Origin of the sequence: Pseudarthrobacter sp. NIBRBAC000502771, assembly GCF_006517215.1 — a bacterium.
Taxonomy (GTDB): domain Bacteria; phylum Actinomycetota; class Actinomycetes; order Actinomycetales; family Micrococcaceae; genus Arthrobacter; species Arthrobacter niigatensis.
Genome location: NZ_CP041187.1, coordinates 2832176 through 2847081 on the forward strand (window position 1 = coordinate 2832176; position 14906 = coordinate 2847081).

The 14906-nt window shown below is 66.6% G+C and carries 16 protein-coding genes, 1 pseudogene and 1 riboswitch; of the genes and pseudogenes, 16 read left to right on the forward strand and 1 reads right to left on the reverse strand.

The window, feature by feature from the left end; translation table 11 throughout:
- Window positions 1–82 precede the first annotated feature (82 nt).
- Window positions 83–1666 carry a signal recognition particle protein gene (gene ffh / locus NIBR502771_RS13210; protein ID WP_141160150.1) on the forward strand — a complete coding sequence of 528 codons (1584 nt, stop codon included), beginning with the start codon at window positions 83–85 and terminating at the stop codon, window positions 1664–1666.
- A gap of 102 nt (window positions 1667–1768) precedes the next feature.
- Window positions 1769–2503, forward strand: a complete 735-nt coding sequence (locus NIBR502771_RS13215; RefSeq protein WP_141160151.1) for an alpha/beta fold hydrolase — start codon at window positions 1769–1771, stop codon at window positions 2501–2503.
- Here the strand turns inward: NIBR502771_RS13215 and thiC are convergent.
- On the reverse strand, window positions 2500–4326 hold the full coding sequence (thiC, locus tag NIBR502771_RS13220; RefSeq protein ID WP_141160152.1) for a phosphomethylpyrimidine synthase ThiC: 1827 nt from the start codon (window positions 4324–4326) through the stop codon (window positions 2500–2502). The genes NIBR502771_RS13215 and thiC overlap by 4 nt on opposite strands.
- Window positions 4322–4429: riboswitch (TPP riboswitch) on the reverse strand. Its footprint overlaps the gene before it by 5 nt.
- Window positions 4430–4506: 77 nt before the next feature.
- Between thiC and NIBR502771_RS13225 the strand changes: the two are divergent.
- The 14 genes and pseudogenes from NIBR502771_RS13225 (at window position 4507) to NIBR502771_RS13290 (ending at window position 14893) form a co-directional block, all read left to right on the forward strand.
- Window positions 4507–5588, forward strand: a pseudogene (locus tag NIBR502771_RS13225) (amidohydrolase family protein).
- A gap of 102 nt (window positions 5589–5690) precedes the next feature.
- On the forward strand, window positions 5691–6566 hold the full coding sequence (locus NIBR502771_RS13230) for a VOC family protein (RefSeq protein WP_141160153.1): 876 nt from the start codon (window positions 5691–5693) through the stop codon (window positions 6564–6566).
- A gap of 142 nt (window positions 6567–6708) precedes the next feature.
- Window positions 6709–7155, forward strand: coding sequence for a hypothetical protein (locus NIBR502771_RS13235; protein WP_141160154.1), 447 nt, complete (start codon window positions 6709–6711; stop codon window positions 7153–7155).
- 218 nt (window positions 7156–7373) lie between these two features.
- Window positions 7374–7796, forward strand: a complete 423-nt coding sequence (rpsP, locus tag NIBR502771_RS13240; RefSeq protein ID WP_018768286.1) for a 30S ribosomal protein S16 — start codon at window positions 7374–7376, stop codon at window positions 7794–7796.
- A 1-nt stretch (window position 7797) separates the two neighbouring features.
- Entirely contained in the window at window positions 7798–8040 is a 243-nt protein-coding gene (locus tag NIBR502771_RS13245) for an RNA-binding protein (protein ID WP_013601399.1), read from the forward strand.
- A gap of 114 nt (window positions 8041–8154) precedes the next feature.
- Window positions 8155–8700 (forward strand): ribosome maturation factor RimM, encoded by a 546-nt coding sequence (gene rimM / locus NIBR502771_RS13250; protein ID WP_141160155.1) that lies wholly within the window; start codon window positions 8155–8157, stop codon window positions 8698–8700.
- A complete protein-coding gene (gene trmD / locus NIBR502771_RS13255; RefSeq protein ID WP_141160156.1) occupies window positions 8701–9513 on the forward strand; it encodes a tRNA (guanosine(37)-N1)-methyltransferase TrmD in 813 nt (270 codons plus the stop codon).
- Between the two features lie 257 nt (window positions 9514–9770).
- A complete protein-coding gene (rplS, locus tag NIBR502771_RS13260; RefSeq protein WP_141160157.1) occupies window positions 9771–10130 on the forward strand; it encodes a 50S ribosomal protein L19 in 360 nt (119 codons plus the stop codon).
- 81 nt (window positions 10131–10211) lie between these two features.
- A complete protein-coding gene (gene lepB / locus NIBR502771_RS13265) occupies window positions 10212–10889 on the forward strand; it encodes a signal peptidase I (RefSeq protein ID WP_141160158.1) in 678 nt (225 codons plus the stop codon).
- Window positions 10890–11720, forward strand: coding sequence for a signal peptidase I (gene lepB, locus NIBR502771_RS13270; protein WP_141160159.1), 831 nt, complete (start codon window positions 10890–10892; stop codon window positions 11718–11720). It abuts the gene before it with no gap.
- A gap of 2 nt (window positions 11721–11722) precedes the next feature.
- Window positions 11723–12508, forward strand: coding sequence for a ribonuclease HII (locus NIBR502771_RS13275; RefSeq protein WP_141160160.1), 786 nt, complete (start codon window positions 11723–11725; stop codon window positions 12506–12508).
- A gap of 48 nt (window positions 12509–12556) precedes the next feature.
- Window positions 12557–12883 (forward strand): DUF2469 domain-containing protein, encoded by a 327-nt coding sequence (locus tag NIBR502771_RS13280; RefSeq protein ID WP_056335405.1) that lies wholly within the window; start codon window positions 12557–12559, stop codon window positions 12881–12883.
- Between the two features lie 109 nt (window positions 12884–12992).
- Window positions 12993–13349 carry a YraN family protein gene (locus NIBR502771_RS13285; protein ID WP_141160161.1) on the forward strand — a complete coding sequence of 119 codons (357 nt, stop codon included), beginning with the start codon at window positions 12993–12995 and terminating at the stop codon, window positions 13347–13349.
- Window positions 13349–14893: a YifB family Mg chelatase-like AAA ATPase gene (locus NIBR502771_RS13290; protein WP_141160162.1), complete on the forward strand. Its 1545-nt coding sequence runs from the start codon at window positions 13349–13351 to the stop codon at window positions 14891–14893. Before NIBR502771_RS13285 ends, NIBR502771_RS13290 begins: the two co-directional genes overlap by 1 nt.
- The last annotated feature ends 13 nt before the right edge of the window (window positions 14894–14906 follow it).

Consider the following 14906-nt stretch of genomic DNA (forward strand, 5'->3'; position numbering starts at 1 on the left):
GGCCAGCATGCCATCTACCGTGCCTGACTTGATACCCTAGGTAGTCGAGTCCCGATCATCTCCTGAAAGAAGTTCACGGCGCGTGTTCAATTCACTCTCTGACCGGTTGACAGCAACCTTCAAGAATCTCCGCGGCAAGGGCCGCCTTACGGAGGCCGATGTTGATGCCACCGTCCGGGAGATCCGCCGTGCCCTTTTGGACGCTGACGTCGCCGTTCCGGTGGTCCGCGAGTTCACCGGGCGCGTCCGCGAACGCGCACTGGGCGCCGAAGTCTCAGGCGCGCTGAACCCCAGCCAGCAGATCGTCAAGATCGTCAACGAGGAACTCGTGGAGATCCTCGGCGGTGAAACCCGGCGGATTCGGCTGGCAAAGAACGGCCCCACCGTCATCATGCTCGCCGGCCTCCAGGGCGCGGGCAAGACCACCCTGGCCGGCAAGCTGTCCAAATGGCTGAAGGCCCAGGGCCACAGCCCCATGCTGGTGGCCTGCGACCTCCAGCGCCCCAACGCAGTCACCCAGCTCCAGGTGGTAGGCCAGCGCGCCAACGTGCCGGTCTTCGCCCCGCACCCCGGAGCCACCTCCACGGAACTGGACCAGCCCGCCGGTGATCCGGTCGCCGTCGCCCGCGCCGGCGTGGAGGAAGCACGCCAGAAGCTGCACGACGTCGTGATCGTTGACACCGCCGGCCGCCTTGGCGTGGACGCCGGGATGATGGAGCAGGCCCGCCAGATCCGCCGCGCCATTGTCCCGAACGAAGTGTTGTTCGTGATCGACTCGATGATTGGCCAGGACGCCGTCAACACGGCGCTCGCGTTCGATGAAGGCGTGAACTTCACGGGCATCGTGCTGTCCAAGCTCGACGGCGATGCCCGGGGTGGTGCCGCGCTGTCCGTTGCGTCGGTCACCGGCAAGCCGGTCATGTTCGCCTCCACCGGTGAAGGCCTGGACGACTTCGAGCTCTTCCACCCGGACCGGATGGCCTCGCGCATCCTGGACATGGGCGACATCCTCACGCTCATCGAACAGGCCGAAAAAGCGTGGGACAAGGACGAAGCTGCCCGGATGGCGAAGAAGTTCGCCGACCAGGAAGACTTCACCCTCGAGGACTTCCTGGCCCAGATGCAGCAGATCCGCAACATGGGCTCCATGAAGAAGATGCTCATGATGATGCCGGGCGCCCAGAACATCCGGCAGCAGCTGGAGCAGTTCGACGAGCGGGAAATCGACCGCGTCGAAGCGATCGTCCGGTCCATGACCCCGCACGAGCGGCTTGCGCCCAAGATCATCAACGGCTCGCGTAGGGCCCGTATTGCCCGTGGTTCCGGCGTACATGTGTCGGAGGTCAACGGCCTGCTGGAGCGCTTCGCCCAGGCCCAAAAGATGATGAAGAAGATGGCACAGGGCGGCATGCCGGGGATGCCAGGGATGCCCGGCCTTCCCGGAGCCGGGGGCGGCGCGCGGAAGAACGCAAAGAACGCACCCAAGAAGAAGGCAAAATCCGGCAACCCCGCCAAGGCCGCACAGGAGCGCAAGGACGCGGAAGCCCGCCGTGCCAACGCCGCCAAGGCGCTCCCCACCGGCGCTGCGTTCGGCCAGCAGGGCGGCGACTTCGACCCGTCCTCGCTGAACCTCCCCAAGGGCTTCGACAAGTTCCTGGGCAAGTAGGAGTTTCCAGCATCAGGAAGCGCCAGGTGCCGTTTTGACCGCTCAAGACGACACCTGGCGCTTTTTCGTGGGGATGTCGGCAGCGTGGAATAGGGTTGGGACATGTTCAAGCAGAGGGTAGTTTTCGTGCACGGCGCCGGAAGTTTCGGTGCCGCCGCATGGCCGCGCCAGCACGGCATGGCGCTGTCCTATGACGCCCTGTTCCTCCGCCGGCACGGCTACGATGCCGCCGCGGAGCCGGTGGATTCGTCGTTCACGGAAGATACCGCGATCATCCTGCGGTCCCTGGGCGACGACGGCCGTGGCGCTGCCGGCGGACACGTCGTTGCGCACGCCCAGGGGGCAATCGCCGCCATGATGGCCGCCGTCGAACGCCCGGACCTGGTCTTTTCCCTGACGCTGGTGGAGCCCGCCTGCCTGTCCCTGACGGCGGAACTGCCGGCCACGGCCGCCCACATCCGCCTGATGCAGCCACTGTTCGACGTCCGCCACCAGCTCAGCGATGACGACTTCCAGCGCGAGTTTGTCCGCCGGATCTACGCCACCGACCTGCAGCAGCCTGCCACCACCGAGGAGAAGCGGTCCGCGCGGCGGCTGCGGCTCCAGGAGCCTTCCTGGGAAGCGCCGTTGCATATTGTTCCCGGCGTCCCCACCTTGGTCCTGACTGGTGGCTGGGAGCCGCTGTACGAGGAAATTGCCGGGTACCTCCGGGAGACCGGCGCCCTGCACCGCGTTGCCGCGGGCGGGCACCGGCCCCAGGACTCCCGGGACGGGGACCGGGCCATCCGCCAGTTCATCAGCGGGGTCGGCAGGAGCCAGGCCGCCCGGGCGTCCTAGCCGTCAGCGGGGACCCGCAGCTCCGGCAGGTAGACCTTGCCGCCGGCTGCCAGGAACTCCTCGTTCTTCCCCCGCATGCCGGCGGCCAGGTCCGCCAGCGCCGCCTGCGTGTCCGCGGAGCCATATTCGTCCCGGATGTCCTGGCTGATCCGCATGGAGCAGAACTTCGGACCGCACATGGAGCAAAAGTGCGCCGTCTTGGCCGGTTCGGCCGGTAGCGTCTCATCGTGGAACGACTCCGCGGTCACGGGGTCCAGGGACAGCGCGAACTGGTCCCGCCAGCGGAATTCGAATCTCGCCTTGGACAGGGCGTCATCGCGCTCATGCGCCCCGGGGTGGCCCTTGGCCAGGTCCGCGGCGTGCGCTGCGATCCTGTACGTGATCACGCCCGTTTTCACGTCGTCCTTGTTGGGCAGGCCCAGGTGTTCCTTCGGCGTGACGTAGCAGAGCATGGCTGTGCCGTACCGGGCGATCTCGGTGGCGCCAATGGCCGAGGTGATGTGGTCATACCCGGGCGCCACATCCGTCACCAGGGGCCCCAGGGTATAGAAGGGCGCACCCTTGCACAGCTCCTGCTGCCGCTCCACGTTCTCGCGGACCAGGTGGAAGGGAACGTGGCCCGGCCCCTCCACCATCACCTGCACGTCGTACTCCCAGGCCCGCTGCGTCAGTTCGGCGAGGGTGTCCAGCTCAGCGAACTGCGCGGCGTCGTTGGCGTCCGCCGTCGAACCGGGGCGGAGGCCGTCGCCCAGCGAGAAGGCGACGTCGTATTTGGCGAAGATTTCGCACAGCTCGTCGAAGTGCGTGTACAGGAAGTTCTCCTGGTGGTGGGCCAGGCACCAGCCCGCCATGATGGAGCCGCCCCGCGAGACAATACCGGTGACGCGGTTGGCGGTGAGCGGGACATAGCGGAGCAGCACGCCCGCGTGGATGGTCATGTAGTCCACACCCTGTTCGCACTGTTCGATCACGGTGTCCCGGAAGATTTCCCAGGTCAGGGCGTTGGCCTCACCGTTGACCTTTTCCAAGGCCTGGTAGATGGGGACGGTTCCAATGGGCACCGGGGAGTTGCGGATGATCCACTCCCGCGTGGTGTGGATGTCATCGCCGGTGGACAAGTCCATGACGGTGTCCGCGCCCCACTGGGTTGCCCACTGCAGCTTGTCCACTTCCTCGGCGATCGAACTCGTCACGGCCGAGTTGCCGATGTTCGCGTTGATCTTCACCAGGAAGGCCTTGCCGATGATCATGGGCTCGGATTCCGGATGGTTGATGTTGTTGGGAATGATGGCGCGGCCGGCAGCCACTTCGCTGCGCACCAATTCCACATCGCAGTTCTCGCGCAGCGCCACGAACCGCATTTCCTGCGTGATGACGCCCTGCCGGGCATAGTGCATCTGCGTCACCGTCCGGCCGTCGACGGCGCGGCGGGGCACGGGCTGCGCGCCCTTCCACTCCGCGGAGGCGGCGCCGCGGCGGACGGCCGAGCGGCCGTCGTCCAGCAGGTTGCGTTGCCTGCCGCTGTAGGCCTCGGTGTCTCCGCGCGCCACGATCCACTCCGCGCGGAAAGGCTCCAGGCCGCGGACGGGGTCGCTTCCCGGCCCCGCCGTCCGGTACGTCCGGAACGGTGCGTTCGGCTGGCCGTTGGGGGACGGCTCAAGGGCAATTTCCGTCACCGGTACCCGGATCCCGGACGCCTCATCCGCGAGGTAGGCGAGGGAATGCGACTTCAACGACTGGGTTTCCGGCGGCATTGACGCGCCACCGGGCACCCTGTCAGACGGCTGGAGGGCAGGGTTCAATTGGGTGTTTTGCGTACTCAAGGGAATACTCACTTCCTTCGCCGGCATTACCCGGACAGGTTCAACGGTCGCAGGCTGCGTCAGCCCGATCTCAGCCCCTGCAAGGGCACCCGTGTGGTCAGGAACGAAGCTACCACAGGCGCCTGGAGCGGCCTTGTCATAATTGCGGTGCTAGCCTGGCCGGGCATCGAAAGGAGCCCCATGGCAGGCATCATCCACTTCCGCGGCCCCGTCCTGACTGCACCGGACACGGTGCGGCACGGCTCTGGTCCGTGGACGGCAGGCTTACGTTCAGCCGGCCGGCGGCTGCTCCGGACCGGGTTTTGGATGGCTGGGTGCTGCCGGGCTTCGTGGACGCCCACTGCCACATTGGGCTTGGGGCCACTGGTCCGGTCGAGCCCGCGGCGGCCAGGGACCAGGCGGAGGCGGACCTTAGCGCGGGAACCCTGCTGGTCCGGGACGCGGGCTCGCCGGCAGATACCCGCTGGATGCAGGGCGGAGTGGACTTCCCGGTGCTGATCCGGGCCGGGCGCCATATTGCCCGGACGCGCCGCTACCTGCGGGGCTTCGCCGAGGAAGTGGAACCCGAGGGCCTCGTGGAGGCCGTCCGGAAGCAGGCGCGCGACGGCGACGGCTGGGTCAAGCTCGTGGGGGACTGGATTGACCGGAGCGCCGGCGACCTGTCGCCGTCCTTTCCTGCCGCCGTCGTACGCGATGCCGTCCAGGCGGCACACGACGAAGGTGCCCGGGTAACAGCGCACTGCTTCGCTGAAGACACCCTGGACCAGGTGCTGGACGCGGGCATCGACTGCGTCGAGCACGCTACCGGGCTCCTTCCCCGCCACGTGCCCCGGTTCGTGGAGCAGGGCGTACCGATCGTGCCCACGCTCATCAATATCGCCACCTTCCCCGACATTGTTGCGCAGGCGGAGCCCAAGTTCCCGCGTTATGCCGCCCACATGCGCGTCCTCTGGGAAGGCAGGATGGAGCGGGTGGCGCAAGCCCATGCCGCGGGTGTACGCATCTTTGCCGGTACCGATGCCGGCAGCGTGATACGGCACGGCAGGATCACGGACGAAATCCTCGCCCTGCACGGCGCCGGCCTGCCCATGGAGGCGGCCCTGGACGCCGCCTGCTGGGCAGCCCGTGCGTGGCTGGGAGCGGACGGGATGGAGGAGGGTGCCCGCGCCGACGTCGTTGTATGCCGGGAAGACCCGCGGGCGGTACCGGAGACCATTACGGCCCTGGAGCACGTGGTGCTGGGCGGGCGGATTATTCGCTGACAAAATACGGCTCACGGAGGACTTGGAATAAATTGAAGCTTCAAGTAATTTTAACATGTGAGAGGCCGCCAATGGGACGGCCACCAATGCTAGGAGCCTTCAATGACCGCATCAGCCAGCAGCCAGGATCTTCTTCCTGCCGACCTCGCCATGGGCACCGTGATGCTCAAGGTGGGCGACATGAAGGTCATGACCGACTACTACCAGCGCGCACTGGGCCTTGAGGTGGTCGCCGAACAGGACGGCGGGCTCTACCTTGGCCGCCTGGGCCGGCCGTTGGTCCACCTTGCGCCGGCTCCCGGACTGCACCTTCCCGGCAGGGGAGAGGCGGGCCTGTTCCACACCGCGCTCCTCTTCGAGGACCAGGCTTCCCTCGCCGCCACCGTCGCCACTGCCGCACAGTACGAGCCGCGGGCCTTCACCGGCAGCGCCGACCACCTGGTCAGCGAAGCCTTCTACTTCACCGACCCCGAGGGCAACGGCATCGAACTGTACTGGGACCGTCCCCGCAGCAACTGGTCCTGGAACGGGACGGACGTGGTGATGGACAGCCTGGCGCTCCCGCCGCAGCGCTACCTCGAGCAGTACCTCACCGAAGAGTCCCTGGAGGGACAGCGGCAAACGGCCGCCGGCGTGGGACACGTCCACCTCCAGGTTGGCGATGTGCAGACCGCCCGGGATTTCTACGTGGGCACTCTGGGGTTCGAAAAGACCGCAGGCTGGCACGGGCAGGCACTGTTCGTTTCCGCAGGCCGCTACCACCACCACATGGCCATGAACGTCTGGAACAGCCGCGGCGCCGGTCCGCGCAAGGACACCCTTGGGCTTGGCGAGGTGCTCATCGAGGTTCCGTCCGGGGACGACGTCGGAGCGCTGACTGACCGCCTCAAGGTTGCCGGGGTGCCGGCCCACCACACCGGCTCGGAGCTTCGGTTCGAGGATCCGTGGCGCAACCGGATCCGCGTCGCCGTCCGCTGACCGCTGCGGCCTCCTGCGCCACTCCGCGGGAGGCTGGTCCGGCGTGCGGGGGCGGCCCCGCAGCTACTAGGCTGATTCCGTACGGCCGGGCGGCAGGAAGTGTCCGGCGCGCAGTTCCGCCAACGGAAGAAGGACACGAGCCATGGGCTTCACCGAGATCTTTGTCGCCACCCATGACGCCGCGCTGAAACATGCCGGCCTCCTTGATGAAGGCCGCAGCGCCTCCGCGGGGGACACTGCTGCGGTGCGGATTGAGGGAATCAGCGATTTTGAACTGGAACAGCTTGGCGATCTTGCCGGGACGGCCGTCCATGCCGGCGGAGCCGACTACGAGCTGACGATGGTGGATGTCGCCAGCGACTCCCTCCTCGCCGTTCCGCCGGCCATGATCCGCGCCCTGGCGGACCTTCTCACTTACGAAACCGAAGGCGAGGGCAACGTCCTCGACGACGTCGCCGAACAGTGGGCCGCCCAGGAGGACATGCCGTTCGGGGCCGCCCAGGCGCGGACGTATGTGCAGCAGCTCGCGGCGCTTGCCGCCGGAATCAATGATTCCGAGCGGACTGGACTCTACGTCTGGTCCGCCTGACCCTCCCGGCCGCGCCCGGGAAACCCTCCCGCAGCGTCACCGGCGGCTACGCCAAGTCGAAATAACGGCGTTCATCTGGCACAATAAACAGGTACTCGATCTGCGTGGCCCCTCTCTCCGCGTCCGGATCCTGTCCTTCGAGCCCGCAAGTACGGCCCGCCCCACGGGTGCAGAAAGCCGGGTTCACCCCTTTTTCTGAAACAGGAGTGACCACAAAAGTGGCCGTAAAGATTCGCCTTAAGCGCTTCGGCAAGATGCGCGCCCCGTACTACCGCATCGTCGTTGCGGACTCACGCACCAAGCGTGATGGCCGCGCCATCGAGGAGATCGGCAAGTACCACCCCACCGAAGAGCCCTCGTTCATCGAGGTTAACTCCGAGCGTGCCCAGTACTGGCTGTCCGTCGGCGCCCAGCCGTCCGAGCAGGTTGCCGCGATCCTGAAGATCACTGGTGACTGGCAGAAGTTCAAGGGCCTGCCGGGCCAGGAAGGCACCCTCAAGACCAAGGTCGCGAAGGAAGCTTTCGTTGCTCCGGAGAAGGGCTCGGTCATCATCCCGGAAGCCATCACCAAGAAGGCCTCCAAGTCTGATGCTGCCGAGGCCCCGGCCGACGCCGAAGCTGAGACCACCGAGGCTGAGTAGATTGCTGGCAGAAGCGCTGGAGCACCTGGTCCGCGGGATCGTTGATTCCCCGGACGACGTCAAGGTCAGTTCAAAGAGCAACCGCCGCGGGGACACCCTCGAGGTGCGCGTTCACCAGGACGACCTCGGTCGGGTGATCGGCCGCCAGGGCCGCACGGCACGCGCACTGCGTACCGTGGTGGCAGCACTGGCCGGCGGCGAACCGGTAAGGGTCGACGTCGTCGACACCGACCGCCGCCGCTGAGCGCTCGGCAATATCCAGTTTGCTCCGGCCCCTTCACCACCAGGTGGAGGGGCCGGAGTTCTTTCCCAGCACAAAGCTTCACCAGCACCACCACAACCCGGAACAGAGGAACAGATGCAGCTTCAGGTGGCACGGATTGGCAAGCCGCACGGCATTCGCGGGGAGGTCACCGTCCAGGTGCTTACGGACGCCCCGGAAGACAGGTTTGTCCCCGGAACGGAGTTTGTGGTGGAGCCTGCAGCGTCCGGCCCGCTGACTGTGAGCAGCGCGCGCTGGAACAAGGACATCCTGCTGCTCGGTTTTGAGGAAGTGGCGGACCGCAACCAAGCCGAGACGCTCCGCGGAGCCAAGCTCTTCATCGAAACCGAAGAGCTGGACGAGGACGACGACGAGGGCTGGTATGAGCACGAACTGGTCGGCCTGGAAGCCCGGGTCGAGTCCCGGGTGGTGGGCAAGGTGACAGCCCTCAACACCATGCCGGTCCAGGACCTGCTGGTGGTGACCACCCCGGGTGGCGACGAGATCCTCATTCCGTTCGTGGAACAGATCGTCCCTGAGGTGAACATCGAGGAAGGCTTCATTCTCCTCACCCCGCCGGACGGCCTCTTCGGCATCAACTCGGACGAAGCCGCCGCCCCGGAAGCGGAAGGCAACGCCTAGATGCGGATCGACGTCGTCAGCATCTTCCCCGAATACCTCGCCCCGCTTGAGCTCTCGCTGATCGGCAAGGCCCGCCAGGACGGCATCCTGGACCTGCATGTCCATGACCTGCGCAGCTTCACCACGGACAAGCACCGTTCCGTCGATGACACCCCATACGGCGGCGGCGCCGGGATGGTCATGAAGCCCGAGCCCTGGGCGCAGGCACTTTCAGCCGTGGCCGAGGGGCACCCGGATGGGGACCGCAAGCCCGTGTTGATTGTTCCTTCGCCGGCGGGGGAGCGGTTCACCCAGGCCCTCGCGTACGAGTTGGCCGAGGAGCAGCACCTGGCGTTTGCGTGCGGGCGGTATGAGGGCATCGATGAGCGGGTCATCGAATGGGCGCAGGAGCACTTCACGGTCCGGCCCGTTAGCCTCGGCGACTACGTCCTGAACGGTGGGGAAGTGGCGGTCCTGGCCATGGTGGAGGCCATTGGCCGCCTGCTGCCGGGGGTGGTGGGAAATCCCGAGTCGCTGGTGGAGGAATCACACTCCGACGGGCTGCTGGAATACCCGGTCTACACCAAGCCCTCCGTCTGGCGGGAGCGCGAAGTGCCCCCGGTGCTCCTCAGCGGCAACCACGGCCGGATCGCACAGTGGCGCCGCCACGAACAGTACCGCCGGACGGCGGAGCGCCGTCCGGACCTGCTGGAAGGGTTCGACGCCGGCAGCCTCCCGCGCGCGGACCGCACCGAACTGCACAACCTGGGCTACGACGTCGTGGACGGCAGGCTTGTCCGCCGCCCCGGCACGGCAGCTGCACAGTCGGGCTAGCGGCGGCGGAACGCCGGGACTAACTCCGCCCGAATTGGCGTAACCCTGCCGCTGTGGCAAAATTAACCCTTGTGTCTGCTGGGTCCGCACCTGCCACAGGGGGTAGCGCGGCCAACAGCCCGACAACCGGCTCCCTCAACCCTTGAAGCAGCCGGGACTTTACTTCGGCGGTGAGCCCCCGGCCTGCTTTCCAGCAGCCGGACTTGCCCGCCGTGACCCAAAGTGAATGACCTGTGGCGTTCACCAGGAGTGCAATCATGCATATTCTCGATTCCCTCGACGCAGCCTCGCTGCGCAACGATGTTCCGCAGTTCCGCGCGGGCGACACCCTCAAGGTGCACGTGAACATCATCGAAGGCAAGAACACCCGTGTCCAGGTCTTCCAGGGCTTCGTCCTGGGCCGCCAGGGCGACGGCGTTCGCGAAACCTTCACGGTCCGCAAGGTTTCCTTCGGTGTCGGTGTGGAGCGTACCTTCCCGGTGCACTCCCCGATCATCGAAAAGATCGAGGTTGTCACCAAGGGTGACGTCCGCCGCGCCAAGCTGTACTACATGCGTGCGCTGCGCGGCAAGGCTGCCAAGATCAAGGAAAAGCGCGACTTCAGCACCGCAAAGTAAGTCTTCCGGACTTACTGCCAGCTGGAGCGCGGCCGTACCCGGCAAGCGCCGGAGCAATGCACCAGCGCCAGGATACGGACCATGCACCAGACAAAACGCCAGCCCCGCAGAATGGGCTGGCGTTTCGTCTTTCCGGCCCTGATCCTTGCCATCGCCATCAGCGGTTTGGTCAGGTCCTTGTGGCTCGATGTCTATTTCATTCCCTCGGAGTCCATGGAACCGCTCCTGGAAGGCGGCGACCGGATCCTTGTCTCCCGCACCGATTTCCAAACCGAACCTATCCGGCATGGCGACGTTGTCGTCTTCGACGGGCGCGGGAGTTTTGCGCCCCTGAACAGCGGCAAAGGCCCTTTGGTAGATGCCACTGCATCCGCGATGCAATGGGTCGGGCTGGCCGGCAGCGACACTACCTACGTCAAACGCGTGATCGGCCTTCCCGGTGACACCGTGGTCTGCTGTGATGCCGGAGGGAAAGTCACGGTCAACGGGACAGCACTGGATGAGCCCTATGTCTTCCCCGGGGATGCGCCGAGCACGCAGAAGTTCAATACGGTGGTTCCCGAGGGCAGGCTGTGGCTGATGGGGGACCACCGTTCTGTTTCCGCCGATTCACGCAGCCTGCTCGGTGCTCCGGGAGGCGGACTCGTTCCACTTGACCGGGTGATCGGCAGGCCGGTCCAGATCCTCTGGCCGCTTGATAGATTTGCCCCAGTAGCACGGCCGCCTGCACCGGGGCCCACAACAGAGAACGGACGGTAAATGCCCGAGAACCAAGCGCGGAACCCTGAACCGCGCCATGACGGCGCTTCCGAGGAACCGGCCGTTCCAGCTTCTTCTTCCGAGCCGGGCGAAGGCACTGGGCCGGAAGCTCCCGCCAGCAGGCGGAGTAGGTTGGGGTCCAAAGCCGCCGGCAAGTCCGCCGGGAATCCCTTCCTGGGCTGGCTGAAGGAAATTGCCACCGTGGTTGTCATCGCGGTGGTGCTGTCTTTCCTTATCAAGACCTTCCTCTTCCGCGCCTTCTTCATCCCGTCCGAATCAATGGTGAACACCCTGGACGTCGACGACAGGATTTTCGTCAACCTCCTGGTTCCCGAGCCCTTTGCCCTGAGCCGCGGCGACGTCGTCGTCTTCCGTGACACCAAGGGATGGTTGCCGCCGGCCCCGGCCAAGGCACAGGGCCCCTTCACCTGGGTCCAGGACGGACTGACGTTCGTGGGGCTCCTGCCGGACAACTCTGAGCAGCACCTCGTCAAGCGGGTCATCGGACTGCCGGGCGACCACGTGGTCTGCTGCGACACCGGCGGTAAACTGACCATCAACGGCACTGCCATCGACGAGACGTACATCAACCCCGCCGAAGTCCCGCAGGTCCGCAACTTCGATGTCACCGTCCCGGAGGGCAAGGTGTGGGTGATGGGTGATAACCGGAACCACTCCGCAGACTCCCGCGCGCACATGGAGACCGACGGCGGATTCGTCGACCTCAAGGACCTCGAGGGCAAGGCTGCCGTGATTGCATGGCCGCTGAACAGGATCAAGACGCTGGACAACTACCCGGACGTCTTCAAGAGCGTTCCGGCGGCCCGCTGACCATGTCCTCCGCGGTACAGGCTTCCCCAGCCACCCCAGCGCGTCCGGCCCGCAAGCCTCCCGCCAGCGGAACCAAGGCGCCAACGCTGCGGCATGAGCGCACCTTCAAAGCCCAGGGAATCCGGTTCCTGGCCGGCGTTGACGAGGTGGGCCGGGGAGCACTTGCAGGACCCGTGAGCGTGGGAATCGCCGTCGTGGATCTTGAGCGCCAAAAGCCGCTCGCCGGGGTGCGCGACAGCAAGCTGCTGAGTCCGGCCGAGCGGGAACGGCTCGATCCTCTGGTGCGGCGCTGGAGCGTGGCCTCCGCGGTGGGACACGCCACCGCCGGGGAGATCGATTCGCTCGGCATCATCGCCGCCCTGCGGCTTGCCGGAACCCGTGCCTGGGGCAGCATCATCGCTGCGGGCGTTGTCCCGGAAGCTGTGCTGCTGGATGGAAGCCACAACTGGCTCTCACCCGCAGACCAACTGTCCCTTTTCGACCAGCCCGTCGTGGAGGCCGCCTGCGAGGCCCCGGTGCATACCAAGGTCAAGGCCGACATGCAGTGCCTCAGCGTGGCCGCCGCGAGCGTCATCGCGAAGGTGGAGCGGGACCGGATGATGCGCCACCTGCACATCGAATACCCGGACTACGGCTGGGACATCAACAAGGGCTACGCCACGGCAGCCCACCGGTCCGTCCTCCGCGCAGCCGGGCCGACGCCCTACCACCGGGTGAGCTGGCGCCTCCTGGGCGGCGAACTCCAGGACGCAGCGGGTTCCAACGCGGACGTACCGGACGGGGACTGACACCGGCCACCGGCGCCGGGGGCGCCGGAGATGGTGCAAGATGGAAGCATGAGTGCCGAAGATCTTGAGAACTATGAAACCGACATGGAGCTTCAGCTCTACCGTGAGTACCGCGACGTCGTCGGTTTGTTCAGCTACGTTGTCGAGACCGAGCGGCGTTTCTACCTGGCCAACCACGTGGACCTGCAGGCCCGCAGCGCCGACGGCGAGGTCTACTTCGACCTGACCCTCCAGGACGCCTGGGTCTGGGACGTCTACCGTTCCGCCCGCTTCGTGAAGAGCGTCAGGGTCCTGACCTTCAAGGACGTCAACGTCGAGGAGCTGCCCCGCAACGAGGAGCTCGCGCTGCCCAAGGATGTGGACCTGGGAAACTAGGCACCGGCTGCAGCCCCAACCTTCCCTCCACACCGGCCCCTGTCCACATAGGACAGGGGCCGTCTGTTTTCGGCCTGCGTCCGCCGCCAGGCTGGTTGCGGAGGTAGACATGAAATCCAAAGACCTGTTGGGCCGGCGCGGCGAAGACCTCGCCGTGGGTTATCTCGAAGCGCTGGGCATGCTGGTGCTGGAGCGGAACTGGCGGTGCCCCGGGGGTGAGATCGACATCGTTGCCCTGGACGGTGATGTGCTGGTCATCGCCGAAGTCAAAACGCGCCGCTCCCTGGACTACGGCCACCCGTTCGAGGCGGTGGGCCCGGAAAAGCTTGCGCGGCTGCACCGGCTGGGTGCCGCATGGTGCCGTGACCGCGAGCTGCGGATGCCCCTGCGGCGCGTGGACGTCGTCGCGGTCCTGGACGACGGCGGCGGGGAACCCCTGGTGGAGCACCTCAAGGGGGTTGGGTGATGGCCTTGGGACGGACCTACTCAGTGGCCCTCGTGGGCCTGAACGGCTACATGGTTGAGGTTGAGGCGGACATCGGCCAGACCCTCCCGGCATTTGTCATCCTGGGATTGCCGGATGCGTCGCTGAACGAGGCCAAGGAGCGGATCCGGTCTGCGGCGAAGAACTCCGGGATTCCGCTCAGCCGCCGGAAGATCACCGCCAACCTCATTCCGGCCTCGCTGCCCAAGCGCGGATCCGGGTTCGACCTCGCCGTTACCATGGCCGTCCTGCGGGCCGCGAACGACATCAAGCCCACCGGGAACACCGTCTTCATCGCCGAGCTGGGGCTCGACGGCAGGCTCCGGCCGGTAAGGGGAATCCTGCCGGCGGTCATGGCAGCCGTGCGGGCCGGCTACCCCGAGGTCGTCGTGGCCCACGCCAACCTGGCCGAGGCCTCCCTTGTCCCGGGCGCGACGGTACGGGGCTACCGCACGCTGGCCAGGCTCGCCCTCGACTTTGGCGCCGATCCGCAGGAACTTGCCCTGGACTTCGAGCCTGACGATTCCGGGGAATCCGCTGACGGCGGGGCCCTTCCCGGCCCGTGTCCGGACATGGCGGACGTCTCCGGCCAGGGCGACGCCCGGCGGGCCCTGGAGGTCGCGGCCGCGGGTGCCCACCATCTGCTGCTCACCGGGCCGCCGGGGGCCGGAAAGACGATGCTGGCGGAACGGCTTCCGGGCCTGTTGCCCGACCTCGGCGACCATGAGTCGATGGAGGTCACCGCCATCCATTCGCTTTGCGGCCTGCCCTCCTCCACGGTGCGGCTCCTGAGGCGGCCGCCCTTCGAGAACCCGCACCACTCTGCAACCGCTGCAGCCATCATCGGCGGCGGGTCGGGGCTGCCCCGGCCGGGCGCGGCTTCCCGTGCGCACCGGGGCGTGCTCTTCCTTGACGAGGCACCGGAATACGAACGGCGGGTCCTGGATGCCCTGCGCCAGCCCCTGGAGAGCGGGGAATTGGTGATTCACCGCTCTGCCGGGACCGCGGCGTACCCGGCCCGCTTCCAGCTCGTGCTTGCGGCCAACCCGTGCCCGTGCGGCAAGGCCTCGGGCAAAGGGCTGGACTGTACCTGCACTCCCGTGATGCGCCGACGTTACCTCGCCAGGATGTCCGGGCCCCTGCTGGACCGGGTGGACATCCAGCTCCAGGTGGAGCGGGTTTCGTTGACAGATTTCGGTCAATCCGGTGCCGAAGAGGACACCGCGTCCGTGGCGGGCCGGGTCCGGGAGGCCCGGTCCCGGCAGGCGGAACGCCTTCAGCGCTTTGGCCTCGAGACGAACTCACAGGTGCCCGGACGGATCCTGCGCGGGGACCTGCGCCTCGCTTCCGCAGCAACGCGGATCCTGGACCAGTCGCTCGAGCGCGGAGTCCTGACTGCCCGCGGGTACGACCGCGTCCTTCGGCTCGCCTGGACCCTTGCGGACCTGGGGCGCCGCGACGCGCCCGATACCAACGACATCGGGCAGGCGTTGGGCCTCCGGCAGGCCACGGCGGCCGCGGCATGACAGCTGGCCAGGA

Excerpts from the sequence above, each read along its gene's own strand:
- NIBR502771_RS13215 (WP_141160151.1), top strand. The coding sequence starts at position 1,769 with ATGTTCAAGCAGAGGGTAGTTTTCGTGCACGGCGCCGGAAGTTTCGGT.
- NIBR502771_RS13230 (WP_141160153.1), top strand. The coding sequence starts at position 5,691 with ATGACCGCATCAGCCAGCAGCCAGGATCTTCTTCCTGCCGACCTCGCC.
- NIBR502771_RS13235 (WP_141160154.1), top strand. The coding sequence starts at position 6,709 with ATGGGCTTCACCGAGATCTTTGTCGCCACCCATGACGCCGCGCTGAAA.
- rimM (WP_141160155.1), top strand. The coding sequence starts at position 8,155 with ATGCAGCTTCAGGTGGCACGGATTGGCAAGCCGCACGGCATTCGCGGG.
- trmD (WP_141160156.1), top strand. The coding sequence starts at position 8,701 with ATGCGGATCGACGTCGTCAGCATCTTCCCCGAATACCTCGCCCCGCTT.
- rplS (WP_141160157.1), top strand. The coding sequence starts at position 9,771 with ATGCATATTCTCGATTCCCTCGACGCAGCCTCGCTGCGCAACGATGTT.
- lepB (WP_141160158.1), top strand. The coding sequence starts at position 10,212 with ATGCACCAGACAAAACGCCAGCCCCGCAGAATGGGCTGGCGTTTCGTC.
- lepB (WP_141160159.1), top strand. The coding sequence starts at position 10,890 with ATGCCCGAGAACCAAGCGCGGAACCCTGAACCGCGCCATGACGGCGCT.
- NIBR502771_RS13275 (WP_141160160.1), top strand. The coding sequence starts at position 11,723 with ATGTCCTCCGCGGTACAGGCTTCCCCAGCCACCCCAGCGCGTCCGGCC.
- NIBR502771_RS13280 (WP_056335405.1), top strand. The coding sequence starts at position 12,557 with ATGAGTGCCGAAGATCTTGAGAACTATGAAACCGACATGGAGCTTCAG.
- NIBR502771_RS13285 (WP_141160161.1), top strand. The coding sequence starts at position 12,993 with ATGAAATCCAAAGACCTGTTGGGCCGGCGCGGCGAAGACCTCGCCGTG.
- NIBR502771_RS13290 (WP_141160162.1), top strand. The coding sequence starts at position 13,349 with ATGGCCTTGGGACGGACCTACTCAGTGGCCCTCGTGGGCCTGAACGGC.